This is a genomic window from Mesorhizobium sp. M1143 (genome assembly GCF_040318435.1).
Taxonomy (GTDB): Bacteria; Pseudomonadota; Alphaproteobacteria; order Rhizobiales; family Rhizobiaceae; genus Mesorhizobium.
The window spans coordinates 1-26643 of the sequence record NZ_JAMYMJ010000036.1; the positions used below are offsets into that span (position 1 = coordinate 1).

Below are 26643 nucleotides of genomic sequence, written 5' to 3' on the forward strand. Positions count from 1 at the left end.
ACCGGGTGGTGGTGCTGGGCGCCGGCCGGCGGGCGCTGGCGCGGGGCGGGGTGCTTCACCCGCGCCCGGCTGTACTGCGGCGCGCCCTCGCCGCTGCCGTCGAGCGGCGGCAGCACGGGCCCGCCGATCGCGTCGGCGTCGATCTCAAGATCGGTGAAGCTGCCGACGTAGCCGATGTCCTGGCCGTCGGGTCGCAACTCGCCCGCCGCGGTTCCGGCGCTGAACAGTGAAACCGGATCAGTGTCGCCGGCCGGATCCGTCTGGCCGGACAAGCTCTCCGCCTGCAGCGAAATGCTCCGGGGCAGGGGCCAGAAGAGCTTGGCATTGGCCTGCAGATTGTCCCAGTCGATCCATAGCGGCGCCATCCCCGGCACCGAGGTGCGCAGCGGCCCACGCAACTCGGCGGCAGGCGACAAAGGCCGGATGAGCTCTGCAACGAAGTTGAAGCTGCCTGCCGAGGCGGCAACGTTCCTGGCGTCGTCCTCGTAAGCCAGATTGTCACAGGAGATGGCAAAACTCAGGGGGTAGCCGCTGACGGTGAGGTTGGCGCAGCCGGCCTCGATGCCTTTGTCCTTGAGCGAGGCCACCGCCTTGTCGGCTTCGCTGCTGACGCGACCGGCGACATAGAACCAGACCGCGCTGTAGACGCCGAACAGCATAACGAGCAAGGCAGCGAGCCACATCAGCCGGCGGCGAAACTTCGACGGACGCTCGTCACTTGACGTCATGCTGCGGCTTTCATTAACGCGGGCGTGTTGCGGGTGGACTGTGGTTACGCAACAAGCAAAAAGACAGAAGAGCACCGATTCCGATGCGGCGGCGTCACCTTCGTGCAATCAGGCTTGGCGATATGGGCGATTTTTGGGTTTTTGGCTATGGCTCGCTGATCTGGCGGCCGGGATTTGCGCATGTGGAGACCCGCCGCGCGCGGCTTTACGGCTACCGCCGGTCGCTCTGCGTCTATTCCTTCGTGCATCGCGGCACGCGCCAGCGGCCGGGCCTGGTGCTCGGCCTCGACCGTGGCGGCTCCTGCATCGGGCTGGCGTTTCGCGTGCCCGGCGAGCTGCGCGATGAGGTGCTGACCTATCTGCGCGAGCGCGAATTGGTGACCAGCGTCTATCTCGAGCGTGTGCTCGATATCAGTCTCGACGTGAATGGTGCGGCCGCGGGAGAGAGAGTGAAAGCGGTCGCCTATATCGTCGACCGCCAGCATGAGCAGTATGCCGGCGGGCTCGACCCCGCGCATGCGGCAGGTGTTATCCGTGGCGCCGTCGGCCAGTCCGGAAACAACGAGGACTATGTGCTCAACACGCTGCAGCATCTCGCGGCGCTCGGTATCAGCGACCACTGGCTGGAAGAGGTGGCGAAGCGGATCGCCTCGTGAGCCGGTAGACCACGGCGAGCCTGCAGGCGAAGCGCTCGCGCCTTTGTGAAGCGCTGGCCCGCTGGAAAAATTGGCTGAGGCCTTTGACCTCGGCGCGGCGAGACCTAGCTTAGTTGCGGCCCGAAGCATTCGGGTCGCCCGCCGCCAGCCCACGGAGCCCCGTCTTGCAAAAACGCCGTCTCGGTCAAACCGACCTTTCCATCGCGCCGCTGGTCCTGGGCGGCAATGTCTTCGGCTGGACCGCGGACGAGAAGACCTCCTTCGACCTGCTCGACCGGTTCGGCGGCGCCGGCCTCAACGCTATCGATACGGCCGATGCCTATTCGCGCTGGGTGCCCGGCCACGCGGGCGGCGAGTCCGAGACCATCATCGGCAAATGGATGAAAAGCCGCGGCAACCGTGACAAGATCATCGTCATCACCAAAGTCGGCTCGGATATGGGACAAGGCAAGAAGGATCTGTCCGCTGCCCATATCGAAAGGGCAGTCGAGGCGTCGCTCAAGCGACTGCAGACCGACGTGATCGACCTTTATCTCTCGCATTGGCCGGACCCGACAGCCCCTTATGAGGAGACGCTCGGCGCCTACCAGAAGCTGCTCGCTGCCGGCAAGGTCCGCCATATCGGCGCCTCGAATCTCGACGCCGGCCAGCTGCGCGCCGCGCTCGATGTTGCCAGCCTGCGCGGGCTGCCGCGCTACAGCGTGCTGCAGCCGGAATACAATCTCTACGACCGCTCATCCTTCGACGGGCCGCTGCATGATCTGTGCGTGGCCGAGGATATCGGCGTCATCACCTATTTCAGCCTCGCCAAGGGGTTTTTGAGCGGCAAATACCGTAGCGAGGCCGATCTCGGCAAAAGTGAACGCGGCGGCGGCGTGAAGGCTTATCTCAATGCGCGCGGCATGCGCATTCTGGCCGCACTCGACACTGTGGCGGCGCGCCATTCGGCCAAGCAGGCGGAAGTAGCACTCGCCTGGGTGATGGCGCAGCCCGGCATCACCGCGCCGATCGCCAGCGCCACGACGCTGGACCAGGTCGACAGCCTGGTGCGCGCCGCATCGCTGAAGCTCAGCGCGGAGGATCTCGTGGCGCTGGACAAGGCCAGCGCCTAGCCGCGCAGGTTCGGCACGATCGTCCAAGACGACGGCTGTCCGCCTTGCCACACTGTTCTCCATTATTGGGAGAAGAGGCAGCATGGCCGCAGACATTCTTTCGCAGGCGCAGCCCTGGCAGCAATTGCTGGCGCTGGTGCTGGCGGCAACCGTCGTCATGGGCAGTCCTGGCCCGGCGACGATCAGCGTCACGGCGATAGGGGCCGCCTTCGGCCTGCGCAATTCGCTTCACTACACATCGGGGATCATTTTAGGCACGGTCGCGGTGCTGCTGGTGGTGGCCACCGGCATCAAGGCTATCCTCACCTCGATGCCGGGCGTAGCGCCAGTGCTGGCGGTCGCTTCCGCCGCCTATATTCTCTACCTCGCCTACAGAATAGCGACAGCGCCGCCGCTGGCCGCGCGTGACAGCAGCGCGGTTCTGCCGACCTTCCTCGGCGGCTTCCTGCTCGCCGTTGCCAACCCGAAAGCCTATGTGGCGATTGCTGCGGTCCTTGCTGGCTCCGCGACCGCAGCCGGCGCCGATGCTCTCGGCATCCCGGCCAGGCTGGCGGTTCTCACCCTGATGATCGTAGCCATCCATGTGCTGTGGCTGCTGGCCGGCGCGGCCTTCGCCCGCACCCTGCGCCAGCCGCTGGCGTCGCGGATCATCAATCTGGCCTTCGCGGCGACGCTGGTGCTGACAACGGCGCTGGCGGCGTGGCCTTGAGCCGGCCCGCAGAAGAGATCAAGCTTTGGTCTTTTTTGTTTTGGCGCGATTCAGGACGGAAAAAACCGCTCACACTTTTCCTGGAATTGCTTTGGCGGCCGCGGCGAGTTCGGCCAGCCGCTTGACCGCCGTCGGCGGCATTTGCGGCGGGTTAGGAGCCTGCGATGCCTCGATCAGCAGCTGGTCGCAGGCGGCTTCCGTATCGCCGATCAGCCGGTCCATGAATTCGTCCTTGCCGAGCCCGGGCGGAATCGGCGGCAGGAAGCGGGCCTTGATGGTGCCGGGAAAGCGCAAGAATTTGCGGCGAGGCCAATAGAGGCCGGCGACATGGGCGACCGGTACCACCGGGACGCCAAGCTGCGTATAGAGCTCGACAATGCCGTATTTGTAAGCCGGCTCGTCGCCTGGCGCTCGGCGCGTGCCTTCGGGGTAGATAATCAGCTGGCGCGGATTGCGCCCCATCTCCTGCTTTGTCGATGCAACGACCTGCTTCAACGCCTTGGAGCGGCTGCCGCGGTGAACCGGGATCATCCGCATCTTCAGGATGTACCAGCCGAAGAAGGGGATCCAGGTCAGCTCGCGCTTCAGGATATAAAGCGGATCGTGGAGGAAGGGAAAGAAAGCGATCGCGTCCCAAAACGACTGGTGTTTCGGCGCCAGGATGAAAGAGCCCTCCGGCAGGTTCTCGACGCCGGTGATGTCGCTCCTGGTGCCGGCGATCTTGTCGTAGAGCCACAGGCTGGTGCGCGACCAGAATTTCGGCACGAACCAGGCGCGATGGCGTGGCGAGAGGAAATAATAAGGGGTCCAGAGGACCATCTGCACGATCAGATTGACATAGAAGACGAAGTTGAACGCCAGCGAGCGGATATAGAGCATGCGGGGAAGGGCCCGTTGAGGAGGTGTGCGTTGGTTACACCAAGCGCGGGCAAAAAGGAAACGCCGCAATGGCCTGACATAGGCCGGCTCGCCACTGACTCAAGCCAGTCTCAACTCACCACGTCGCCTGCAATAGCCGCTGCTTCAGCCGCGGAGCGGCGAAATCGAGGAACGCCCTGAGTTTCACCGCCAGCAGGCCTTGGCCGGCATGGACGAGGCTCACCGGCCACGGCTGCGGCTCGGAGGGTCGCAAGACCGGGACGAGCACGCCGGAACGTACTGCGTCCGCGATCTGGTAGGATAGCACCCGCGTCATCCCGGCGCCTGCAATCGCGGCATCGATTGCAGCTTCCGCCGTGTTGACGCGCAGCCGTGAGCGGATCGGCACGATCAGTTCGCCCTTGTCGCCGGCAAAGCTCCAGCTGGCGAGCGCTGCAGGCCCTTCGAAACTGATGCATTCATGCGCGGCCAGATCGTCCGGCGTCCGCGGCATGCCATGCGCGGCGATATAGGCGGGGCTGGCGCACACGACGCGACGGATCGCGCCGACGCGGATGGCAATGAGGCTCGAAGGCGCAAGCTCGCCGATGCGGATGGCAAGGTCGAGATGTTCCTCCGCCAGTTGGGTTATCCGGTCAGCCAGCGTCAGGCGAATGTTGACTTGAGGATAAGCCGCCAGGAATTCGGTGACGACAGGCAGCACGTGCAGGCGACCAAAGACGACCGGCGCGGTGATGAACAGGTCGCCGGTCGGCGTGCTGTATTCGCCGGCAGCGGTGCGTTCGGCTTCGCCGACCTCGCCGAGGATGCGGCGGCAGGCGGCGAGATAGGCCTGGCCGGCATCGGTCAGCGTGAGCTGCCGGGTCGAACGGTTCAGCAGGCGCGCCTGAAGGTGCTTTTCGAGGTCGGAAACCTTGCGGCTGACCGTTGCCAGTGGAATGCCGAAATGGCGGCCGGCAGCGGAAAGGCTGCCCGCTTCCACCGCGGCGACGAACAGCGACATGGCTTCGAGACGATCCATAGTGTCTTCCGGAAATTGGAAGGATAGCTTGCAACTATGCCATCTACATCCAAAACATGGAAGGACCTACCTCTTCGTACAATGGCCGTGTTTCGGCCTCGCGGAGGCTTCCATGAATGCTCATACTTTCACCAGCGATGTCGCCTTCACGCCGACGGTCAAGGCGATCCAGACCCGCAAAGGTTCGCGCAAGGGCTATGCCAGCGCCGAGGAGCGCGGCGGATGGCGCGCCCATATGACGCCCGACCTCGCCGACTTCATCGCGGCGCAGACCAGCGTCTTCCTGTCGACGGCAAATGGCGAGGGTCAGCCCTACATCCAGCATCGCGGCGGGCCAGCCGGCTTCCTCAAGGTGCTGGACGAGAAGACCATCGGCTTTGCCGATTTCTCCGGGAACAGGCAGTTCATCACGCAGGGGAATCTCGCCGACAACAACCAGGCATTCCTGTTCCTGATCGACTATGCGCATCGCCAGCGCGTCAAGATCTGGGGCACGGCGCGCGTCGTCGAGGACGATGCCGAGCTTCTGGCAAGGCTGATGCCGCAGGACTACAAGGCGCGCCCCGAGCAGGTCATCTTGTTCACCGTCTCGGCCTGGGATGCCAATTGCCCGCAACACATTCCGCAGCGATTCGAGGCCGCCGATGTCGCGGCCGCACTCGCCGAACGCGACAAGCGGATTGAAAGCCTCGAACAGGAGATTGCGCGGCTGCGTGGCGCGGAAGACGGCACGGCCAAGGGGTAATCGAGCGCCGTCAGAGTCGTCTGTCCAATTCCCAAGGGAAAGCGTACGTGCTTTTCCCGGGAAAACCGCTACACACTTTTCCTGGAATTGCTTTAGTCCTTGGCGGTCGAAACCTCGGCCAGTGCGACGCTGTCGGCAGTCTGGCGGACCGGGACGACGCCGCGCGCAAGCGCCAGCAGGTATTTGCTGTATTCGGTCAGAAGCACGCGTAGCGCTTCCGGCTTGGTCAGCCAGTCGCCATTGTCCAGATTGGTGTTGACCACCGGATAGGGTTCAAGCCTGGCGCCATGCAGCAGGCGGCCCATCTCGAGCAGGCTGCGCGGCATGTGGTAATTGTTGGTGACGAGGATGATGCTGCCATAGGCGTGGCTCTCCACCCATTTAGCGCTTTCCTCGGCATTGCCGATCGTGTCGAGCGCGGCGCGGTCGATGTCGACACAGCAGGAAAACAGCGCCTTGTCGCCGCCGGTAGCAGCCTGCAATTGGCGGCGGCTGGCAGAGGGATGCACGCCTGAGATCAGCAGCCGCTCGCCCTTGCCGGAGGCAAGCAGATCGAGTGCTGCGTCGAGGCGGGCCTGACCGCCGGTCAAGACGATGATCGCATCGGCCTTGGCCGGGTTGGTCGGGGTCGTCATGTGGCTGACCTTGCTGGCGAACCAGCCGAAGCCACCGGCAAACAGGGCCACCAGCAGCAGTAGACAGAGGGAGGCGAGACGCAGGGCGGTGCGCAAACGGCCCAGCCCGGTACGCACACGCAAACGCACCACTGGCATCTGTCCAGCCGTTCCGGTCGACTCCCGCGCGTTCATCATCCTATGGTTAATCCTGAAATGCCTTTTTGGTAAGGAAAAAAGCGCACATTGCGTTACGTCGGTTTTCGATCCGTGATCGTCCCTTCCATTCCTGTCCTTGCCCCCGAACTGTTTTCGCTTCTGCCCTCACGGGTCACCCCGCATCCGGCTGGCGGACATCGATGTCGCTGAGATAGGCGACGACGGTGGCGTGCGAGGTCGCCGCCGTCAGTCCGCCGATCACCAGCACCATCAGGCCGACGCCGAGATAGCCTGCCGATCCGATGGCGAAATTGCCGAACAAAGCGGTGGCCTGGTCGGCCTGCGGCGTTGCCATGTTGCGCGACGACCACCAGGAAAAGACGATGAAAACCAGGATCGCGGCTGCGCCGCCGGCGGCCGCGCCCTTCATCCCGGTGACCAGGAAATGCCAGCGGAATTCGCGCGCGATGAAGCGCGCCTCGGCGCCGACGAAATGCAGCACTTCGATGATATGGCCGTTACCCGCCATGGCGCCGCGCGTCGCAAACACTACGGTCAGCACCGTCGCCGACAGCATCAGGACCAGCACGGCGATGCCGATGGTGACCGTGGTGCGGGCCATGGCGACCAGCCGGTCGACCCATGTACGGTGATCGTCGAGCGAAGCACTCGGCAGCTTGGGCGTGAGCGCCGCACGGATGGCGCTGAAGTCGGGCGGGCTGGTCTCGTCGATGGTGACGATGATCAGGCGCGGCACCGGCAATTCGTCGATATTCAGGCCCGAGCCCAGCCATGGCTCCAAAAGGCGCGCGGTGGCGTCGCGATCGATGATCCGGGTTTCCTTCACGCCGGGGAATTCGCCGACGATCTGCGAGGCCTGGGCAAGGGCTGCCTCCATGTCGAGGCCGTCGACCGGCTTGATCTGAATCGTGGCCTCGCGCGAGATCTGGTTTTCCCAGACCGAGGCAGTGTCGCGCACCAGCGTGACGGCGCCGAAAGTCAGGCAGGACAGGAAGGTCATGATGGCGATGACCAGCACCAAGGCGCGGCCGGCGATATTCTGCGCCGGCACGATCGGCGCCATGCGGCGCTGGACGCGCTGCGTCGTCGTCGCGAGATCGGCGGCGTCTCCATGCAACTGTTCGGCCGATAGTTCAGTCATAAATATCCAGCCTTCCGCCGGCCAGGATCATGCGGCGCGCGTCGACCTGCTCCATCAGGCCGAGATCGTGAGTGGCGATCACCACAGCGGTGCCGAGCCGGTTGAGCTCGATGAACAGCCTGAGCAACCGGCGCGCCAGCGGCGGGTCGACATTGCCGGTCGGCTCGTCGGCAAGCAGGATTTCGGGCTGTTCGATCAAGGCCCGGGCGATTGCCGCGCGCTGCTTTTCGCCGCCCGAAAGGACGGGCGGCAGCACATGCATGCGCTCGCCCAGGCCAACCCATTTCAAAAGTTCGGTGACGTCGGTGCGGTAGCTCGCTTCCTCGCGGCCGCGCACGCGCAGCGGCAGAGCGACATTCTCATAAGTGGTCATGTGGTCGAGCAAACGGAAATCCTGGAACACCACGCCGATGCGGCGCCTGAGATGCGGCAGTTCAGCGCGCGAGATGCGCGAGCGGTCCTTGCCGAAGATGGTGATCAGCCCGCGCGTCGGCTTCAGCGACATGAACAAAAGGCGCAGCAGCGTCGTCTTGCCGGCGCCGGAGGGCCCGCTCAGGAACTGGAAGGAGCTCTCCGGAATGTGCAGGGAGATGTCGCGGAGGATTTCCGGACCCATGCCATAGCGGAGGCCGACATTTTCGAAGCGGATCACGTGCGACGACCTGAGGTGTGTGGCGGCGGCGTGCCAGCCCTTTCTGTCCAACGACCATCGGCCGCCATGGTTAACCGTCGGTTAATTTTCGCTGTTTTTGACTGCGTCACAAGGGTTCCGGTGGGAAGCGTTAACCATTTCCATTTACGCAAAGAAACGAAGAGGCAACAGCGGGGCCATGATGGCTGAGCAACGAACCGCGCGCCCGGTTTCCGGCGAAATCATGACCGGGACAAGTGTCGCACCGGAATCGCGTCCTGTGGCGACCGACATCGTCGATGCGGATTATGAGGTGCTGCCGCAGCTGATCCCACTGATAGAAGCCATGCCGACGCCGGCGCGCGACATCGCGACGCCGTCGATCGAAGGCATGGAGATGCTGCGCAAATCAGATGCGTCAGCCGGGCGGCCGGCATCGCGTGGCGGGCCGATCTTCTGGATTGCCGGCATCGGTGCGGCCCTTGCCGCCTTCTGGGTCTCGGGTGGCCACGCGCTGGTGCGCCAGACGCCGTTCTGGTCAGTCGAACAGCCGGAGGGCACCGTACTCAGCATTGCCGGCGTCACCACGCGTGTCGACGCGTCAGGACCCACCCCGGTGCTGTTCGTGGATGGCGAGGCCGTCAATGACGGTTTGAAGGCGGGACAATTGCCGCCGCTGGAGATACGTGTCACCGGCAATGACAGCCGCATCACCCGCTATACTCTGGGGACATCCAACCGTTCTCTGGCGCCCGGCGAAAGATTCGGCTTTTCCGGCCGCCTCGATGTGCCTAGAAACGGCGTCAAGGCCGTGGCGGTCACCTTCGCCGGCTAGTCGGTTTCTCTGGAAAGGTCGTTGATGCCAGTTGTGCGCGGCAAGGACATCGAGGTCCTGTTTTCGGCGTCCGCGATCGCGCGGCGCAATCTCGAACTCGCCAAGGAGATCGCCGAGCACGACTATCACGACCTGCTGGTGATTTCGGTGCTGAAGGGCTCGTTCATCTTCGCCGCCGATCTGATCCGCGCCATGCACGATGTCGGGCTGTCGCCCGAGGTCGAGTTCATCTTCATTTCCAGCTATGGCGCCGGCACCACCAGCGGCGAGGTGAGGGTGCTGCGCGACATCGACAATGAGGTCGCCGGCCGCGACGTGCTGCTGATCGACGATATCCTGGAATCCGGCAAGACGCTCTCCTTCACCCGCAACCTGATGCTGTCGCGCGGCGCCAAAAGCTGCGCCATCGCGGTGCTGTTGGACAAGCGCATGCGCCGCCAGACCGAGCTGAACGCCGACTATGTCGGCTTCGACTGTCCCGATTACTTCGTCGTCGGCTACGGCATGGACGTCGCTCACGCTTTTCGCGAACTGCCGTTTGTCGGTGTCGTCAAAGGCGATGCCTGAGAAAAGGCCCACGACGCTTCAAATTTTCAGAAAAAGTCAACTTTTGCCCGCCAAATTCCGGCCCATGGCAAAGCTTCTGATCGTCGAGGACGATGAGTCCGTCCGCACCCTCGCCGCCCGCGCGCTCGAACGCGCCGGGCACTCGATCGATATCGCCGCCGACGGCGCGCAGGGGCTGGCGATGGTCAGTGCTGCAGGCGGCGGTTACGACCTCGTCGTCTCCGATATCCGCATGCCGGAAATGGACGGCATCGAGATGGCGATCGCCGCAGCCAGGCTTTTCCCTGACATGAAGATCCTGCTGATGACCGGCTATGCCGACCAGCGCGAGCGCGCCGAGGAATTGAACGGCGCCATTATCGACGTCGTGCAAAAGCCTTTCACGCTGGCCGAAATCCGCTCGCGGGTCGACCAGGCGCTCGCCTGCTTCGCCTGACACGCTTCAGGCGGCATCCTGAGACGCGGCGAGGACAGGCGCAGCACTCCGGCGCCGTTCGGTGTTGAGCGCCAGCAGACCGGCGCCGATGATCAGCGCCGCACCGATGGCGGTGGTCGAGCGCGGCACCTCGTCGAAGAACAGGAAGCCCCACAGCGGCGACCAGATAATCCCGGTGTATTCGAAGGTGGCGACGCGGTTGGCGGGCGCCAGCCTGTAGGCCTGCGACAGCAGAATCATGCCGGCCGAAGCGACGAAGCCGCAGGCCGCCATCTTGAGGAAATCCGGGGTCGTCGGCCAGACCCACGGCCGCACCAGGAATTCGAGGCTGGGGTGGACAGCATGGGTTATGCCGGCAAGCCAGAATGTGCCGGCAACCGCAGCGGCGCCGACCAGATAGGCGCCGTTCTGGTAGAAGGCCATGACGGTGGAGGATTCGGTGTCGCCGATCTTGCGCGCCATCAGCTGTGAAAAGCCGTAGAGCAAAGCCGAGCCCAACGAAAGCAGCGCCGCCCAGTCGAACAGGCCGGCGCCCGGGCGCAGCATCACGACCACGCCCAGCATGCCGATCAGCACGGTGGCGAGAGCCTGCCAGGATACCCGCTCGCCGAGATAGGGCCCGGCTATCGCCATGATGAACAGGGGCGCCATGAAATAGAGCGCCACCGCGTCGGCGAGCGGCAAGGCAGCGATCGCCAGATAGTAGACCGTATAGGAGGAGAACTGGACGAAGGCGCGTATCGTCAGCAGGCCGAACCGCTTCGAGACAATGGCCCGCAGGCCGACATCGGCGCGAACGAGAACGACCAGGATCGGCAAAGCGACGATCGAGCGGATCCACATCACCTCGGTCACGGGATAGCCGGCCGACACCGCCTTGACCAGCGGGTCCTGGAGCGAGAACACCAGCACGCCAAGGCACAGGCTGATGATGCCGAGAACGATCCGGTTGCGCATATTGTTCTGCCGGCCCTTGCCTTAACTGCCCGCAGCCGCCCGGCCATGGGGTAAAAAGAACCCGCCACCGTTTTGGGCAGCGGGTATGAGTGAGGACTCTTTGATTGGTCCGCAGCCGGTTTCGCGGCGGCATATCCAATGGGTGAGCGGACTATGCTGCGGCGTTTGACATGTTGCAAACGAATTGGAATGATGCCAGAGATCAAATTTGCTTATGACGGACTTGATGCGGCCAACCCTCGACAGCGATCTCCTGCGCACCTTCGTCGCCATTGCCGAAGCGGGCAATTTCACCCGGGCGGCGGAGCAGGCCGGGCGCACCCAGTCGGCGGTGTCGATGCAGATGAAGAAGCTCGAGGAGCTGGTCGGCGACAGCCTGTTCGAACGCGGCTCGCGCGGCGTGGCGCTGACGCGCCGTGGCGGCGAGCTGATCGTCAATGCCCGCCGCATCGTCTCGCTGCTCGACGAGACGGCGGCATCGATGGCGGCGGCACCTCTTGGCGGGCCGGTGCGCATCGGCATTCCCGAGGAATATGGTCACGCCATCCTGTCGCGCGCGCTCGGCGCCTTCTCGAAGCGTCACACCAAGGTCGAGGTCACCGTGCGCTATGCACATTCGGGCGCCCAGCTGGCAGCGTTGGCGGCCGGTGAACTCGACCTCGCCGTGGTGTTCGAATGGCAGGATCCTGGCGGCGGCGAGGTGCTGATGCATGATCCGACCGTGTGGGTGACATCGAGCCTGCATCACATGCATGAGGAGCGGCCGGTGCCGATCGCGCTCTACAACCGGGCCGGCTGGTGCAAGGACTTTGCTATCAAATCGCTTGAGCAGCGTGGGCTGGCCTACCGTGTCGCCTATACCAGCGACACCACCGGCGGCCTGAAGCTCGCCGTCACCTCTGGCCTGGCGATCGCGCCGATCTCGCACAGCAACATTCCGGATGGCTGCCGCGAGCTCACCGCCGCGGACGGGTTCGGCCACATCGATTCCTCGAATGTGGTGATGCATCGCAACCCCAATGCCTCAGGCGAGGCGATCGACAGCATGCAGGAAGCAATACGCGAGGCGTTCGTCAACCGGCCGGCTTAGTCTGTTGCATCCTCGTAGAAATGCAGCCGATTGCCGAAGGGGTCGCCGACCGACACTTCACGGGTCTGCCACGACGTGGTTTCGAGGCCCGGCCGGGCGTAGCGGTATCTCTTGCCGATCAGTTCGCGGTGCAATGCCGCGATGTCCTCGACCTTGATGCGCATGGCTATACCCGGCGCGCCGTCGCCATGATGTTCGCTCAGATGCAGGACACAGCCGTCGCGGATTACACCCATGTAGAGCGGCGCATTGTCGTCGAAGCGGTGCTCGAACTCGACCTTGAAGCCGAGAAAGTCGACATAGAATTCGCGTGCCTTGGCGATGTCGAAGATGCGCAGGATGGGCGTGACGGCACCGAGTTTCGGCATGGCGCTGATACCATTCAGTTCGACGGATGTTGCCTTGGAGGCTACTTCAGCTCCAGCAGCCGCTCGAGGTAGCTGCGCTCGATGTCGGGGCTGAGCGCGTTGCCGAGCCGCTTGCGAATCGCCTCGAGAATCTGGCGGGCGCGCTGCACGTCGATCTCGTCGGGCACCTTCACCGAATCGCCGAAATCGGGTCCGCGGCTGGCGCGCGGTCGGCCCAGCGGATCGCGGCCGGCGTCCTGTTGGCGGCCGCCTTCCTGGCTGCCGCCCTGGTCGCCCTGCATCGCCTGCAGCTGCTTCATCATCTCCTTGGCGCCCTTGCGCAGCGCTTCCAGCGCGCGACCCTGGTGGCCGACTGCCTGGTCGCCTTCGCCTTCGCCAAGCGACTTTTCGGCATTGCCCATGGATTTGCCAGCGTCGCCAAACCCCTCATTGGGTTGCATGCCCATGCCTTCCAGGCCCTTCTTCAGCTTGTCGAGTTCGCTCTGCAACTGGCCCTGGCCTTCCTGCAGCTGCTTCATCGCATCGGCGAATTCCTGCGGTGTCATCGACTTCGGCCGGGCGAGAGGATCGCGATCCTTGCCGACGCCCGGCTGGTCCGGGTCGTCGCCATTGCCTTCGCCGGGCTGCTGATTATCTCCGCGCTGCATCTGGTCCATGCGGTAGGTGTCGTTCATCATCTCCTGCTGGCGGCGCATGATCTCGCCCAGCTTGTCCATCTGCTGGCGCATCTCGCTGTCCTGCTCGCCGCCCTCCTGCTGACGGCCGGCCTGCAGGTTGTTCATCATGTTTTCCAGCTGCGACAGCAGCTCCTGCGCCTTGTCGCGGTCGCCCGACTTCGCCAGGTTCTCGATCTGGTCCATCATGCGGTCGATATCACTCTGACGCAGCTCGCGACCATTCTGTTGCATCTGCGGCGCGTTCGGGTTCTGCTTGGCGCGCTCGGCGAATTCCTGCAGGAATTCGTTCATCGCCTCGCGCAGTTCCTTCATCGCCTTTTCGATCTCTTCGTCGCTGGCGCCGCGCTTGATGGCGTCCTGCAGCGCCTGCTGGGCTTGGCGGAGCCGCTTTTCGGCGGACGAGAGATTGCCTTCCTCGATGCCGAGCGCGATTTCCCAGAGATAGGCAACCTCGTTGCGCAACTGATCGTCGCTGTCCGACATCTTCAGCCGGCTGCGGGCGCTCATGATGGCGAGGTAATGCGACATGTTGTCGAACGTGTCCTCGGGCCGCAGCGTGATGGCGTCCATCAGGTCGAGCACGCGCGGCTTGGCATTGGCGTCGAGCGCCAGTAGGCGGCGCTGCTCGACCACCGCCCGCGCCAGCGGGTTGGCGAAGGGCCGCTCCGGCATCACAATAGTCTTGGTTTCGCTGGTCGTGGTGTGTCCGGCATCGTCGGTGGCGACAAGCGACAGCTTGATGCTGGCGCCGGCCCAGACGTGCTCGGTGAGGTCCTTGGTGGTCTTGGCGGCGTTCGCCTTGCCGCCGCGGCGCGGCAGCGCCAGCGGCAGGTCAGGCGGACCGTAGAGCGGATGCGCATCGGGCGCCGCCGGATCGGCCAGCGCGAAAACCGCCTTGGCGGTGGCCGCGCCATAGTCGTCGTCGATCTGGTAGTTGAGCTCGAAGGCGCCGTTGACGGCGCGCTTGGGCTCGCCGACGAAGCGGATCGTCGGCGGCTTGTCGGGGATCACCGCGAAGGCCCAGCGACCGAGATCGGCTTCGCCCGACTTCAGCGTCAGCGTGCCGTCGGCGGTCAGCTTGACGGTGAACTGGCGCAGCTTGGGGGTCGCGGGGTTGACCGCCGCTGCCTTGACGGCCGCCACCTGTGGTCCCGACGGGTCGATGGCGCGAGCATTGCCGCCCTTGTCGGCAAAGCTTAGCGTTTCCTCGCCGGAGCCGCCGGTCACGCGCAGCGAGACGTCGCTGCCTTGCGGCACGGTGAAGGTGGCAACCGCCTGCTTGGCGTTGCCATCGATGACTGGCGCGGTCAAGAAGATGGGCGGCTTGCCGGTATAGGCCGGCGGGGTCACCCAGGCATCGATGCGCGGCGGTACGATGTCGCGCGCCGCATGGGCACTGAAACCATCAGACAGCCTGCCGCCGGACGGTCCGAAGGAAAAGGCAAAAGCGGTGACCAACAGCAGCGCCGCCACGGCACGCAATGCCCACGGATCGCGCTCCGGCACGCGGGTACGCGGCAGGTCGGCGCCAAGGCTGCCGAGCTTGTCGGCCATGCGCTTTTGGTGTTCGCGCCACAACGCCTGGGAAAAGATGCTTTCCTTGCCGCTGGGACGGTCGGTCTGCACCAGCACCGGGCTGTGCTGCAGCTGGTTGGCGGCCTCGATACGGCGGTCGATTTCAGCGGCGGATGGAAGCTTGAAGAAACGCAGCGGGTAGAGCGCCGCCAGCGTGGCAATACCGAACGCCGTGACCAGGATAATGCGCGCAATGTCAGGCAGCCGGGGGAAAAGGCCGAGCCAGGAGAGGCTGAGAAACAGGCTGGCGACGATGAGCAGCGGCAGAAGCAGCGGCCAGCCGCGCTCGACCGTCATCGAGACCCGTGTCGCCAGCCGGCTCAGGGCAAGCCGCCCGGCCAGGCTGCGATCGCCACTGGGAATGGGGCGTTCCGTCATTGGCCCTTCCTGCCCGGGCGGGATAGCCCGGACTCAACAAGCAGAAGTTTACCAGCAAACACGGCAAAGGCGAGGCGGTTCCGGAAAACTTGAAAAGCTTTGGCGGGTTTGCGTCCCACTTCAGTCGCAGCAAGGTTTAGAATTTCGTGGGATCGGTGTTCGAGCCGCATACCAGGACCGCGATCCGTTCGCCCGGCGCCGGGGTGTAGCGGCCGGACAAGAGAGCCGCAAAGGCAGCGGCCCCACCCGGCTCGGCGATGATACGCACCCGCTCCCACAGCGCCTTCTGCGCGGCAATGATGGCGTCGTCGGTGACCAGAATGGAGCGCTCGACAAAAGCCTCGGCGATCGGGAACATCATCTCGCCGACGCGCTTGGGCGCCAGCGAATCGGCGGCAACGCCTTCGGCGGGCGCATCGACGGGGTGGCCGGCTTCGAAGGCGCGATGCAGCGTCGGCGCGCCTTCGGGCTCTATGGCGATGATCCTGATGCGGCCGGCAAACCAGGCGGCGATGCCGCCGATCAGGCCGCCGCCGCCGACAGCGACCAGCAGCGTGTCGATGTCTGGCAGATCGGTTTCGATTTCGAGGCCGAGCGTGCCTTGGCCGACCAATGTTTCCTCCTGGTTGAAGGCATGGATCTGCAGCGCGCCGGTCTTTTCGGCAAAAGCCTCGCTGGCGGCCAGCGCCTCGGCATAGCGGGCGCCGCCGACGATCAGTTCGGCGCCGTACCCGCGGATGCGCTGCAGCTTGGCCGCCGGGCTGACTTCGGGAACGAAGATCGTCGCCTTGTGGCCAAGCCGCATGGCGGCATAGGCGACTGCGGCGCCATGATTGCCGCCCGAAGCCGCAACCACGCCGGCCGCAGGCACCGGCCGTTCGAGCAGATTGGTGAAGGCGCCGCGCGCCTTGAACGAACCGGAATGCTGCAGGCATTCGAGCTTGAGGTCGACCGCCAGCGGCGGCCGGTCGAAATCGGCCATGTCGACGCGCAGCACCGGCGTGCGCCTGATATAGCGGCGGATGCGCGATTCCATCGCGGCAATGCGTTCGCGCGTGACGGTGTTGCCGTTCGTCATGACCATCTCCTTGGGATTGACAGCAATTAGTAACTTGGCAAAATGGCTAAATGCAAGAGGTTGAAATCTTCAAGGCGATCGCCAATGAACGCAGGCTGCAGATCCTCGACTGGCTGAAGGATCCGCAGGCGCATTTCCCGGCCCAGGCAGACGGCGATCTGGTCGAGGATGGCGTTTGCGCGCTGCTGATCGCGGAGAAGCTCGGCATTACGCAGGCGACGCTCTCCGAACATATGCGCGTGCTTACCCAGGCCGGCCTGCTGCGGCCCAAGCGCATCAAGCAATGGACGTTCTACCGCCGCGACGAGGACAGCATCGCCGACGCAAGGTTGCTCATCCAGAACCGGCTGTAGCGCAGCCGGCGCTGCGGCTCCTATGCAAGCCAGTCGGGCACCGAATCCAGGCCGATCAGCTCGTCATAGGTCTGGCGCCGGCGCACGACGTGGAAACGGTCGCCGTCGACCAGAACCTCAGGCACAAGTAGGCGGGTGTTGTAGGTGCCGGATTGCACCGCGCCATAGGCGCCGGCGGTGGTGACGGCAATGAGGTCGCCAGACTTGAGCCGGGGCAGGTCACGGTCGAGGCCGAGATAGTCGCCGGTCTCGCAGACCGGGCCGACGACGTCGACCGCCATGCGCGGCGTGTCGGCCGGCGGCTGCACCACCGGCTTGATGTCGTGGAAGGCATCGTAGAGCGTCGGCCGGATCAGATCGTTCATGGCGGCGTCGACGACGAGGAAGTTCTTGGCGTCGCCTTCCTTCACGAATATCACTTCCGAGACCAGGATGCCGGCATTGCCGACGATCAGCCGGCCCGGCTCGAACATCACCTTCACTCCAAGCTTTGTCAGGTGCTTCCTGACGATCTCGGCATAGGCATCGGGCAGAGGCGGCGGGCTGTTGTCGGTGCGGTAGGGGATGCCGAGGCCGCCGCCGAGATCGACATGCTCGACGGCGTGGCCATCGGCGCGCAGCGCGCCGACCAGTTCCGCCAGAAGCGCGAAAGCATCGTCAAAGGGCTGCAACTCGGTGATCTGGCTGCCGATATGGGTATCGATGCCGATGGGCTTGGTGCCCGGCAAACCGGCCGCGCGGGCATAGACCTGGCGCGCCCTTTGCCATGGAATGCCGAACTTGTTCTCGGCCTTTCCGGTGGAGATCTTCCTGTGCGTCCTGGCGTCGACATCCGGGTTGATGCGCAGCGAGACCGGCGCCACCTTGCCGCGCGCGGTGGCGCGGGCCGACAGCAACTCCAGCTCCGGCTCGGATTCGACATTGAAGCAGAGAATGCCGGCCTCGAGCGCAAAATCCATCTCGCGCGCGGTCTTGCCGACGCCCGAGAATACGATCTTGCTGGCCGGGATGCCGGCGGCGAGCGCGCGGCGCATTTCGCCTTCCGAGACGGTGTCGGCGCCGGCGCCGAGCTTTGCCAGCGTTCGCAGCACCGCCTGGTTGGAATTCGCCTTCAAGGCATAACAGACCAGCGTGTCGAGCCCGGCAAAGGCCCCGGCGAACACCCGGTAGTGCCTCGTCAAGGTTGCCGTCGAATAACAATAGAACGGCGTGCCGACGCTTGCGGCGATGTCTGGTATCGCCACGTTCTCGGCATGGAGCACGCCGTCGCGGTAATCGAAATGGTTCACGAGAGTGTTTCCGGAAGTTGGAGCACGAGACCTGGCCAGAAAGACCAAGCCGGTCTCATCGGCTCTAGATCAGCGGGTCGAGGATGAACTTCTTGTCCACGACCGGTTTTTCCGGCTCCGGCGGCACCGGCTGTTTGGCGCGCTCGGCGTCCTTGCGGGCCTGGACGGCCGCTTCATAGGGCGTGTCGAGACCGGCCTTACGGCCGCAAGCGGTCACGGCAGCCATCGCCGTCAGCAGCGTCAGCGTCACCAAAATCCTGCTTGCGGTCATCGATCCATCCGTCCGAAACTTTATGTGCTGCGCTTTTAACCGAGTTTTAGGCGCATTGCACCCCGGCATCATGCCTTGGCGATGCGCTTTTTCCAGCTGCGGATCTGCTTCCTGACCTCCGACGGCGCCGTGCCGCCGAAACTGGTGCGGCTCTTCACCGAATTCTGCACCGCCAGAACCGAGAAGATGTCTGCCGTGATGCCGGGGTTGATCGACTGCAGATCTTCCAGCGACAGCTTTTCAAGGCTCACCTTCTTCTCTTCGGCCACCGCCACCGCGCGGCCGGTGACATGGTGTGCCTCACGGAAGGGCAGGCCCAGCGTTCGCACCAGCCAGTCGGCGAGGTCGGTCGCGGTCGCGTGGCCCGAGCTGGCGGCCTTCTTCATGGCGGCGGCATTGACCGTCATGTCGCGCACCATGCCGGTCATCGCCGCCAGCATCAGATCGAGCGTCTCGGCGGCGTCGAAGACCGATTCCTTGTCTTCCTGCATGTCCTTGCCATAGGTCAGCGGCATGCCCTTCATCACCGTCAGCAGCCCGACGAGATGGCCGGTGACGCGGCCGGTCTTGCCGCGCACCAGTTCGGCGGCGTCCGGGTTCTTCTTCTGCGGCATGATTGAGGAGCCGGTGGAGAAACTGTCCGACAGTCTGACAAAGCCGAATTGCGGCGTCGACCAGATGATGATTTCTTCGGCGAGCCGCGATAGATGCGTGGCGGAGATCGCCACCAGGCTCAAAAACTCCAGCGCGAAATCGCGGTCGGAGACGCTGTCCAGGGAATTGCGCATCGGCTCGCGGAAGCCGAGCGCCTTGGCGGTCTTGTGGCGATCGATCGGAAAACTGGTGCCGGCAAGCGCTGCCGCGCCGAGCGGGCTTTCATCCATCCGCTCGATGGCGTCGCGGACGCGCGACAGGTCGCGCGATAACATCTCGACATAGGCCATGCAATGGTGGCCGAAGGTCACCGGCTGCGCCGCCTGCATGTGGGTGAAGCCGGGCATCACGGTCGCCGCATGCTCCTCGGCGCGGTCGAGCAAGGCTGAGATCAGCCCCTTCAGCGCCTCGGCGACGCGAAAGCACTCGTCCTTGACCCAGAGCCGGAGATCCACCGCCACCTGGTCGTTGCGTGACCGCGCCGTGTGCAGGCGGCCGGCGGCCGGGCCGATCAGGTCGGCAAGGCGGGCCTCGATGTTCATGTGAATGTCTTCCAGCCGGGTCGAGAACTCGAACGTGCCGGCCTCGATCTCTTTCAGGATCGTGTTCAGCCCGTGAGCGATTTTTTCTTGATCGGCCGCCGAAATAATGCCCGTTTCAGCCAACATCTCGCTGTGGGCGATCGAACCTCTTATGTCTTGGGCATAGAGTTTGCGGTCGAACGAAATCGACGCGTTGATCGCTTCCATGATCGCGGCCGGACCCGAGGCAAAACGTCCGCCCCACATCTGGTTGCTGGCCTTCTTGTCGCTCATCGCTATAACCCGTGCTCCGGAGCAGTCTTAGAAAAATGGCAGACGGTAACAGATACTTCCCGGCCCCGCGCCTGATCCTCGCCGCTTTGCTGGCGGGCGTGCTGGCCGGCGCGGTCGCGGTATATGTCAGCGAGAGCGGGTCTGGCAACAACGCAGCCACCGGCAGCGCACCTGCGGCCGGCGCGGGCAACAGCAAGGACGACGTCGCCTGCGCCGCCAAGAGCGACCGCGCCAAAAAAGTTGCCGCCGCGGCCACCGGCCAGGTTGCGGCATTGCTGCCCGCCGATCCGCCGCAATCGCTGGAAAGTCTCGCCTTCAACGGTCCCGACGGCAAGCCGATGACGCTCGCCGATCATGCCGGCAAGACCGTGCTGCTCAATCTGTGGGCAACGTGGTGCGCGCCCTGCCGCGCCGAAATGCCGGCGCTCGACGCCTTGCAGAAGGAAAAGGGCAGCGATGCCTTCGAAGTGGTCGCGGTCAATGTCGATGCCGGCGACGATGTGAAGCCCAAGAAGTTCCTCGCCGATATCGGCATCGGGTCGCTCGGCTACTACCGCGATTCGACGCTGGCGCTGTTCAACGACGTCAAGACGCGTGGCTTGGCGCTAGGCCTCCCCGTCACCATGCTGATCGATGGCGAAGGCTGCCTGATCGCGCATATGAACGGACCGGCCGAATGGTCAGGACCGGATGCCAAGCGCCTGGTCGAGGCCGCACTCGCCCCTTAGAGCGGTTCACCGTTTCGTCGAAACGGCTACCCGCGCTAACTTTTTTGTTTCGACGCAATTTCGGACGGAAAACCGTTTCACACTTTTCCTGAAATTGCTCTAGGCTGAGCGCAGGGCCGCCGCCGGCGGCAGCATCAAGATGCTGCCGCCGCGTTGTTTGACGCTGGCGTCCTCTTGTGCCGCCGGCGCCGCGACGCCGGTCAGTTCGCTGAACGCCTCGATCGGGCTCGGCCGGCCTAGATAATAGCCCTGGCCGATCTCGCAGGCCTCGGCGTCGAGGAATTTCAGCTCGCCCAGCGTCTCGACGCCCTCGGCCAGAACCGGCAGGCCGAGACCGCGGCCAAGCCCCAGAACGGCGCGCACGATGGCTGCCACCTGGCCGTTGCTGTCGACTGATTTGATGAATGAGCCGTCGATCTTGATCTTGTCGAAGGGGAAGGCGCGGAGATTGGACAGCGAGGAGTAGCCGGTGCCGAAATCGTCCATCGCCACACGCACGCCAAGCGCCTTCACCTGGCGCAAGGTCGCCAGCGCGCGCGGCATGTCCTTGACCAGCGCCGTTTCGGTGATCTCGAGTTCGAGCCTGCCGGGCGTCAGGCCGGAGCCGAGCAGGACTTCATGCACCTTGCGGCTGAAATTCGGATTGTGGAGCTGCACCGCCGAGACATTGACCGCGACGGTGAGAGGGTTCTTCCAGCGCGCAGCCTCGGCGCAGGCCGTCGCCAGCACCCATTCGCCGATCTGGATGATGACGCCGCTGTCTTCGGCCACCGGGATGAAGGTCGCCGGCGACACGTCGCCGCGCTGCGGATGGCGCCAGCGGATCAGCGCTTCGAACCCGACCATCCGCCCGCTGCTGATCTCCTTTTGTGGCTGGTAAACGAGGCGAAACTCATCGCGCGCCATGGCCTGGCGCAGTTCGTGCTCCATCACGCGCCGGTCTCGCGCCTCGGCGCCCATCGAGGCCTCGAAGTAACGGTAGGTGTCCTTGCCCTCGGCCTTGGCGCGGTAGAGCGCGGTGTCGGCGTGGCTGACCAGGAGTGTCGGCTCATCGGCGTCGAGCGGATAAAGTGCAATGCCGATGCTGGCCGACACCAGCCCGCCCCCGCCCGACAGCCGGTTTTCCTCGCGCATGGCCGCCAGCACCGCCTCGGCGATGCGGCCGGCCGCCTGCGGATCGGGAAGGTTCGGAGCGATGATGGCGAACTCGTCGCCGCCGAGACGCGCCAGCATCTGTCCGTGGCGGAGCACGGCGGAGGCGCATAGCGCCACCTTCTGCAGCATGGCATCGCCGGCGCCGTGCCCGAACAGGTCGTTCACTTCCTTGAAGCGGTCGAGGTCTAGCAGCAGCAGCGCAAGATGCCCGCCCTTGCCGCCGCGGTCCATTGCGGCAATTTCGGCCTCGAGCCGGCCGGAGAAACTGCGGCGGTTGGGGAGCCCGGTCAGCGGGTCGAAATGGGCGAGGCGCAGTATCTCCTGCTCGGCCTTCCTGCGTTCGCGGATGTCGCGCACGGCGACCACGCTGTGCCGCTTGCCGCAATAGTCGATGCTTCTGGCGATAAGTTCGACGGGGATGGTGGCGCCGTCATGGGCTCTGAGTTCGGCTTCCTGTGCCTGTCCGCTGCAGTCGGACATGCCGGCCGCGGTGCGTTCGCCGAAGAGGTCGCCAAGCAGCATCGCGTTCAGCACTTCCGGCGCAATGCCGGTGAGTGCCGCGATGCTGTCATTGGCGCTGACGATGCGGGCGCCGTCGCAGACGATCAGCCCCTCGACGGCGGCGTTGGCGAGGCCGTGCATGCGCTCGGCCTCGAGCTTGTGACGCCGGAAGCGAAGGTCGATCCACAATGCTGCGGCTGAAAGCACCAGGATAGCCATGCTGACTGCAGCGGCGGCGAAGGCCTGCGACACCGGTTCGACCGTGAACTGCGATATCTCGATGGAGGAGTCCGGGAAGATCGACACCGCGCCCATGGCGATGAAGTGCAGGCTGCAGATCGCCAGCGTCAACAGGATGGCGGCGGCGATTGTGGCCTGCATGGACGGCCGTCGCAACACGACCAGCAGCGCCAGCGCGGCGAGGGTGACGCCTGTCAGCACCGAGACGCCGACCAGCAGCGGGTTCCAGACGATGCGCCCTTCGACCTCGAAGGCGGCCATGCCGATATAGTGCATGGCGGCGATACCAGCGCCGAGGACCGCGCCGCCGACCAGAGGGTAGTCGATGCCCCGGCGCAAGGTGGCGATCCACATGCCCGCAGCGGTCAGGGCGACGGAACCGGCGAGCGAAAGCGCCGACATTTCCGTATTGTAGGCGTTGGGGATTCCGGGAGAAAAGGCAAGCATTGCGATGAAGTGCGTCGCCCAGATACCGAAGCCGGTGGAAGTGGCTGCTATCATCAGCCAGGTATAGCGGTTGCGCTCGCTCGAGCGGTCGACATGGCGAAGCAGGTTGACCGCCGAGAAGGAAGAAATACCGCAAATGAGCGCTGCCAGTGCGACCAGTCTCAGATCGTGCTCATGCACGATACAATTATAGACCGTCAGCATCTCGCCCCACCTGCTCTCCCACAGCAATCAAGCCGTCCACTTGATTAGTATGCCACGCTTGACGAAGAATCGGTTATGCGAACTACAACTACAGCGGGTTTTTCGGGTTGTACGTTGCGGCGATCCTGTCTCATTCCAGACGCACGGTTACAGCAGCGCCTGGCGCGATGCCGCTCGGCCGATCTCGATCTGGCCGAGCGCCGGTTTGGCGGCCGCACGGTGCAGGTGCGTGGCGCTGTCACGCGGGCCCTTCACGCATTGCTGGGCGGTCGGCGATCCTTGCAGGCCCACCATGCCCCATTCTATCGCTGAGCCGGCTTGGCATTTCTCTCTGTCCTCGTTGCAAGGCGAGGGGGCGCGAAGTTAGCCGGGTATGAAATTCACGAAACAGCAACAAATCCGTTGTCCGATTGTCATCAGCGACACATATTGCGTTCGCGGGAGCGCCCCTTTCGCCAATGACAAACGGGAGATGAAACATGAAGTTGTTCGGCTTTGCGGCCGGTGTTGCCGCCACCTTGACCCTGCTTTCCACCACCTCCGCCTTCGCCGCCACCCAGATCAGTTGGTGGCATGCAATGACCGGCGCCAATGCCGAGGTGGTCGACAAGATCGCCAAGGATTTCAATGCCAGCCAGAGCGACTATGAAATTCTCCCTGTTTTCAAGGGCACCTATCCCGAAACGCTGAATGCCGGCATCGCTGCCTTTCGTGCGGGGCAAGCGCCCGACATCATCCAGGTGTTCGACGTGGGTACCGGCGTCATGATGGCCGCCGAAGGTGCGATCAAGCCGGTGGCCGATGTGCTGACCAGCGCCGGCGTGACCTTCGACAAGAGCGAGTATTTGCCCGGCATCGTCGGCTACTATTCGAAGCCGGACGGGACCATGCTGTCCTTCCCCTATAATTCCTCGTCGCCCATCCTCTATTACAACAAGGATATCTTCCAGAAGGCCGGGCTTGACGTGAACAATCCGCCAAAGACCTGGAACGAGGTGTGGGAAGCCGCCAAGAAGATCAAGGCGAGCGGCGCCGCTTCCTGCGGCTATACCTCGACGTGGTTGACCTGGATCCACCTTGAGGCCTTCGCCGCCTGGAACGACGTTTCCTATGGCACCAACCAGAACGGACTTGCCGGAACCGACGTCGAGCTCAAGATCAATGCGCCGATCTTCGTCAATCATTTCCAGGCGCTCGCCGACCTGGCCAAGGACGGCACCTTCAAATATGGCGGCCGTACATCCGAAGCCAAGCAGATCTTTCTTGCCGGAGAATGCGGCATCTTCACCGAATCGTCGGGGGGTCTCGGTGACATCGTCAAATCGGGCATGAACTACGGCATCGGCCAGCTTCCCTATGATAGTGACGCCAAGGGCGCGCCCCAGAACACCACGCCGGGCGGCGCCAGCCTGTGGGTATTCGGCAACAAATCGGACGAGGAATACAAGGGCGTCGCGGCGTTCTTCTCCTACCTGTCCAAGACCGAAGTGCAGGAGTATCTGCACCAGAAGTCGGGTTATCTGCCGGTGACGCTCGCTGCCTATGAGGCGACCAAGAAGTCCGGCTTCTATGACAAGAACCCGGGCCGTGAGACGCCGATCCTGCAGATGCTGGGCAAGGCGCCGACCGAGAACTCGAAGGGCGTGCGCCTCGTCAACCTGCCGCAGGTGCGCGACATCGAGAATGAGGAGTTCGAGAAGATGCTGGCCGGCCAGCAGACTGCGCAGCAGGCGCTCGACAACGCGGTCGCACGCGGCAACAAGGCGATTCAGGAAGCGATCGGAAACTGAAGCGATTGTCAGTTGAACCTCGTCCACGCGGACCCGCGTGGACGATTTCCTGAATAGCGAGGGAATCACCCTGTCTCCACGCGTCGTCTTTCCCAACAAGACCCTGCCTTACCTGCTGGTGGCGCCGCAACTCGCCATTACGCTGATCTTTTTCTACTGGCCGACCGGGCAGGCGCTCTACCAGTCGATGCTTAGGGAAGACCCGTTCGGGCTGAAGAGCAAGTTCGTCGGGCTCGCCAATTTTCGCAAGGTGCTGGCCGACCCGGCCTACCTCAACTCGATCAAAGTTACGCTGGTGTTCTCTCTGGCGACCGCGATGGTCGCCATGGGTGTGGCCCTGTTGCTTGCCGTCATGGCCGAGAAGGTGGTGCGCGGCAAAGGCCTTTATCGCACGCTGCTGATCTGGCCGTATGCGGTGGCGCCGGCGATTGCCGGCATGTTGTGGCTGTTTCTGTTCAACCCCTCGATCGGTTCGCTGGCCTACGCCTTGAGAGGTCTCGGCATCGCCTGGGATCCCTTGCTTAACGGAAACCAAGCCATGATCCTGCTGGTATCTGCGGCTGCCTGGAAGCAGATCAGCTACAATTTCCTGTTCTTCGTCGCCGGGCTGCAGGCGGTGCCGAAGACGTTGATAGAGGCGGCGGCCATGGACGGCGCCGGGGAGACGAAGCGCTTCTGGACCATCGTCTTCCCGCTGCTCGCACCGACGACCTTCTTCCTGCTGGTCGTCAACACTGTCTATGCGCTGTTCGACACTTTCGGTATCGTTCATGCCGTCACCGGCGGCGGGCCAGGCAAGGCCACCGAGACGCTGGTCTACAAGGTCTACAATGACGGTTTCGTCAATTTGATCCTCGGCGATTCGGCCGCGCAGTCGGTCATCCTGATGGTCATCGTCATCTCACTCACGGCCATCCAGTTCCGCTATGTGGAACGCAAAGTCCACTACGGTTGAGCGCGAGCGATGATTGGTCAGTCCCCGCTTCGCGCCCTCATCGCCCACGCCGTGCTCATCCTGGGCATCCTGATCGTCGCTTTCCCGATCTACTACACCTTCGTTGCCTCCACGCAGACGCTGCAGACCATCCTCAAGCCGCCATTGCCTCTTTTGCCCGGCGACCAGGTCTGGAACAATTACAGCGAGGCGCTGTTCGGCGGTGTCGGCCGCATCGGCGGCGTCAGTGTCGGCCGATTGCTGCTCAACACCACGATCATGGCGCTCGGCATCGCGGTGGGGAAGATTTTCATCTCGATCCTTTCGGCCTATGCGATCGTGTTCTTCCGTTTTCCGCTTCGGATGGTCTTCTTCTGGCTGATCTTCATCACGCTGATGCTTCCCGTCGAGGTGCGCATCCTGCCGACCTACAAGGTGATGGTCGATCTCGGCATGATCGACACCTATGCCGGCCTGATCATTCCGCTGATCGCCTCGGCCACCGCCACGCTTCTGTTTCGCCAGTTCTTCATGACCATCCCAGGTGAGTTGGTGGAAGCGGCGCGTGTCGACGGCGCCGGACCATGGCGATTCTTTTTCGACATCCTGCTGCCGCTGTCGCGCACCAACATCGCGGCGCTGTTCGTCATCCTCTTCATTTATGGCTGGACGCAGTACCTGTGGCCGCTGCTCGTCACCAACAGCAATGACATGAACACCATCGTCATCGCACTTAGAAAAATGGTCTCCTTCGCCGATGCCGATACCCAATGGCATCTGGTCATGGTCACCGCGATGCTGGCCATACTGCCGCCGATCCTGATCGTGGTGCTGATGCAACGCTGGTTCGTGCGCGGACTGGTCGATACCGAAAAGTGAGAAGCT

At 63.9% G+C, this 26643-nt stretch carries 28 protein-coding genes; 13 read left to right on the forward strand and 15 right to left on the reverse strand.

The window, feature by feature from the left end; genetic code table 11:
* Positions 1-728, reverse strand: a 728-nt coding sequence (locus NKH35_RS21560; protein ID WP_352916314.1) for a DUF2125 domain-containing protein, incomplete at its 3' end; no start/stop codon positions are given.
* A gap of 122 nt (positions 729-850) precedes the next feature.
* Here NKH35_RS21560 and NKH35_RS21565 point away from each other — a divergent pair.
* The 3 genes from NKH35_RS21565 (at position 851) to NKH35_RS21575 (ending at position 3205) form a co-directional block, all read left to right on the forward strand.
* Positions 851-1384, forward strand: a complete 534-nt coding sequence (locus NKH35_RS21565; RefSeq protein ID WP_352916317.1) for a gamma-glutamylcyclotransferase — start codon at positions 851-853, stop codon at positions 1382-1384.
* 164 nt (positions 1385-1548) lie between these two features.
* A complete protein-coding gene (locus NKH35_RS21570; protein ID WP_352916320.1) occupies positions 1549-2496 on the forward strand; it encodes an aldo/keto reductase in 948 nt (315 codons plus the stop codon).
* A gap of 82 nt (positions 2497-2578) precedes the next feature.
* A complete protein-coding gene (locus tag NKH35_RS21575) occupies positions 2579-3205 on the forward strand; it encodes a LysE family translocator (RefSeq protein ID WP_023698717.1) in 627 nt (208 codons plus the stop codon).
* A 69-nt stretch (positions 3206-3274) separates the two neighbouring features.
* On the opposite strand, the gene NKH35_RS21580 is transcribed toward NKH35_RS21575, so the two are convergent.
* Both NKH35_RS21580 and NKH35_RS21585 read right to left on the reverse strand, forming a co-directional pair.
* Positions 3275-4084: a lysophospholipid acyltransferase family protein gene (locus NKH35_RS21580; protein WP_023673308.1), complete on the reverse strand. Its 810-nt coding sequence runs from the start codon at positions 4082-4084 to the stop codon at positions 3275-3277.
* Between the two features lie 115 nt (positions 4085-4199).
* A complete protein-coding gene (locus tag NKH35_RS21585; RefSeq protein WP_352916323.1) occupies positions 4200-5105 on the reverse strand; it encodes a LysR family transcriptional regulator in 906 nt (301 codons plus the stop codon).
* Between the two features lie 112 nt (positions 5106-5217).
* On the opposite strand from NKH35_RS21585, the gene NKH35_RS21590 reads away from it, so the two are divergent.
* Entirely contained in the window at positions 5218-5850 is a 633-nt protein-coding gene (locus tag NKH35_RS21590; protein ID WP_023673310.1) for a pyridoxamine 5'-phosphate oxidase family protein, read from the forward strand.
* 92 nt (positions 5851-5942) lie between these two features.
* On the opposite strand, the gene NKH35_RS21595 is transcribed toward NKH35_RS21590, so the two are convergent.
* From NKH35_RS21595 to ftsE, 3 genes are all read right to left on the reverse strand, one after another.
* Positions 5943-6662 (reverse strand): YdcF family protein, encoded by a 720-nt coding sequence (locus NKH35_RS21595; RefSeq protein ID WP_023824703.1) that lies wholly within the window; start codon positions 6660-6662, stop codon positions 5943-5945.
* Between the two features lie 133 nt (positions 6663-6795).
* Positions 6796-7785: a cell division protein FtsX gene (locus tag NKH35_RS21600; protein ID WP_023824702.1), complete on the reverse strand. Its 990-nt coding sequence runs from the start codon at positions 7783-7785 to the stop codon at positions 6796-6798.
* Positions 7778-8437: a cell division ATP-binding protein FtsE gene (gene ftsE, locus NKH35_RS21605; RefSeq protein ID WP_023685344.1), complete on the reverse strand. Its 660-nt coding sequence runs from the start codon at positions 8435-8437 to the stop codon at positions 7778-7780. Before ftsE ends, NKH35_RS21600 begins: the two co-directional genes overlap by 8 nt.
* A gap of 178 nt (positions 8438-8615) precedes the next feature.
* On the opposite strand from ftsE, the gene NKH35_RS21610 reads away from it, so the two are divergent.
* The 3 genes from NKH35_RS21610 (at position 8616) to NKH35_RS21620 (ending at position 10254) form a co-directional block, all read left to right on the forward strand.
* Positions 8616-9251, forward strand: coding sequence for a hypothetical protein (locus NKH35_RS21610; protein ID WP_352916326.1), 636 nt, complete (start codon positions 8616-8618; stop codon positions 9249-9251).
* A gap of 24 nt (positions 9252-9275) precedes the next feature.
* Complete coding sequence (gene hpt, locus NKH35_RS21615) at positions 9276-9818, forward strand: hypoxanthine phosphoribosyltransferase (protein WP_023673315.1); 543 nt, start codon at positions 9276-9278, stop codon at positions 9816-9818.
* 64 nt (positions 9819-9882) lie between these two features.
* Complete coding sequence (locus NKH35_RS21620; RefSeq protein ID WP_023734610.1) at positions 9883-10254, forward strand: response regulator; 372 nt, start codon at positions 9883-9885, stop codon at positions 10252-10254.
* A gap of 6 nt (positions 10255-10260) precedes the next feature.
* Here NKH35_RS21620 and NKH35_RS21625 read toward each other — a convergent pair whose 3' ends face one another.
* Positions 10261-11211, reverse strand: a complete 951-nt coding sequence (locus NKH35_RS21625; RefSeq protein ID WP_023673317.1) for a DMT family transporter — start codon at positions 11209-11211, stop codon at positions 10261-10263.
* Positions 11212-11437: 226 nt separating this feature from the next.
* Between NKH35_RS21625 and NKH35_RS21630 the strand changes: the two genes are divergently transcribed.
* Positions 11438-12301, forward strand: coding sequence for a LysR substrate-binding domain-containing protein (locus NKH35_RS21630; protein WP_023734609.1), 864 nt, complete (start codon positions 11438-11440; stop codon positions 12299-12301).
* On the opposite strand, the gene NKH35_RS21635 is transcribed toward NKH35_RS21630, so the two are convergent.
* From NKH35_RS21635 to NKH35_RS21645, 3 genes are all read right to left on the reverse strand, one after another.
* Complete coding sequence (locus NKH35_RS21635) at positions 12298-12669, reverse strand: glyoxalase superfamily protein (protein WP_023685340.1); 372 nt, start codon at positions 12667-12669, stop codon at positions 12298-12300. The two genes, NKH35_RS21630 and NKH35_RS21635, sit on opposite strands and share 4 nt — an antisense overlap.
* Positions 12670-12710: 41 nt before the next feature.
* A complete protein-coding gene (locus tag NKH35_RS21640; RefSeq protein ID WP_352916330.1) occupies positions 12711-15299 on the reverse strand; it encodes a TIGR02302 family protein in 2589 nt (862 codons plus the stop codon).
* 136 nt (positions 15300-15435) lie between these two features.
* Positions 15436-16377 (reverse strand): threonine/serine dehydratase, encoded by a 942-nt coding sequence (locus NKH35_RS21645; RefSeq protein WP_023734607.1) that lies wholly within the window; start codon positions 16375-16377, stop codon positions 15436-15438.
* 50 nt (positions 16378-16427) lie between these two features.
* On the opposite strand from NKH35_RS21645, the gene NKH35_RS21650 reads away from it, so the two are divergent.
* Positions 16428-16730, forward strand: coding sequence for an ArsR/SmtB family transcription factor (locus NKH35_RS21650; RefSeq protein WP_023748498.1), 303 nt, complete (start codon positions 16428-16430; stop codon positions 16728-16730).
* Between the two features lie 20 nt (positions 16731-16750).
* Here NKH35_RS21650 and lysA read toward each other — a convergent pair whose 3' ends face one another.
* From lysA to argH, 3 genes are all read right to left on the reverse strand, one after another.
* Positions 16751-18019: a diaminopimelate decarboxylase gene (lysA, locus tag NKH35_RS21655; protein ID WP_352916333.1), complete on the reverse strand. Its 1269-nt coding sequence runs from the start codon at positions 18017-18019 to the stop codon at positions 16751-16753.
* Between the two features lie 64 nt (positions 18020-18083).
* Positions 18084-18290: a hypothetical protein gene (locus NKH35_RS21660; protein WP_023673325.1), complete on the reverse strand. Its 207-nt coding sequence runs from the start codon at positions 18288-18290 to the stop codon at positions 18084-18086.
* A 68-nt stretch (positions 18291-18358) separates the two neighbouring features.
* Positions 18359-19759: an argininosuccinate lyase gene (gene argH / locus NKH35_RS21665; RefSeq protein ID WP_023734605.1), complete on the reverse strand. Its 1401-nt coding sequence runs from the start codon at positions 19757-19759 to the stop codon at positions 18359-18361.
* A 35-nt stretch (positions 19760-19794) separates the two neighbouring features.
* On the opposite strand from argH, the gene tlpA reads away from it, so the two are divergent.
* Positions 19795-20487 carry a thiol:disulfide interchange protein TlpA gene (gene tlpA / locus NKH35_RS21670; protein WP_023734604.1) on the forward strand — a complete coding sequence of 231 codons (693 nt, stop codon included), beginning with the start codon at positions 19795-19797 and terminating at the stop codon, positions 20485-20487.
* A 99-nt stretch (positions 20488-20586) separates the two neighbouring features.
* Here the strand turns inward: tlpA and NKH35_RS21675 are convergent, their stop codons facing one another.
* Complete coding sequence (locus NKH35_RS21675) at positions 20587-23034, reverse strand: bifunctional diguanylate cyclase/phosphodiesterase (protein ID WP_352916336.1); 2448 nt, start codon at positions 23032-23034, stop codon at positions 20587-20589.
* Positions 23035-23181: 147 nt separating this feature from the next.
* Entirely contained in the window at positions 23182-23328 is a 147-nt protein-coding gene (locus tag NKH35_RS21680; protein WP_023734602.1) for a hypothetical protein, read from the reverse strand.
* A 185-nt stretch (positions 23329-23513) separates the two neighbouring features.
* Here NKH35_RS21680 and ugpB point away from each other — a divergent pair, with 185 nt between their 5' ends.
* From ugpB to ugpE, 3 genes are all read left to right on the forward strand, one after another.
* Entirely contained in the window at positions 23514-24824 is a 1311-nt protein-coding gene (gene ugpB, locus NKH35_RS21685) for a sn-glycerol-3-phosphate ABC transporter substrate-binding protein UgpB (RefSeq protein ID WP_023734601.1), read from the forward strand.
* Positions 24825-24894: 70 nt separating this feature from the next.
* Positions 24895-25779, forward strand: a complete 885-nt coding sequence (gene ugpA, locus NKH35_RS21690) for a sn-glycerol-3-phosphate ABC transporter permease UgpA (protein ID WP_023685330.1) — start codon at positions 24895-24897, stop codon at positions 25777-25779.
* A gap of 9 nt (positions 25780-25788) precedes the next feature.
* Positions 25789-26637 carry a sn-glycerol-3-phosphate ABC transporter permease UgpE gene (gene ugpE, locus NKH35_RS21695; protein WP_023694018.1) on the forward strand — a complete coding sequence of 283 codons (849 nt, stop codon included), beginning with the start codon at positions 25789-25791 and terminating at the stop codon, positions 26635-26637.
* Positions 26638-26643 lie beyond the last annotated feature (6 nt).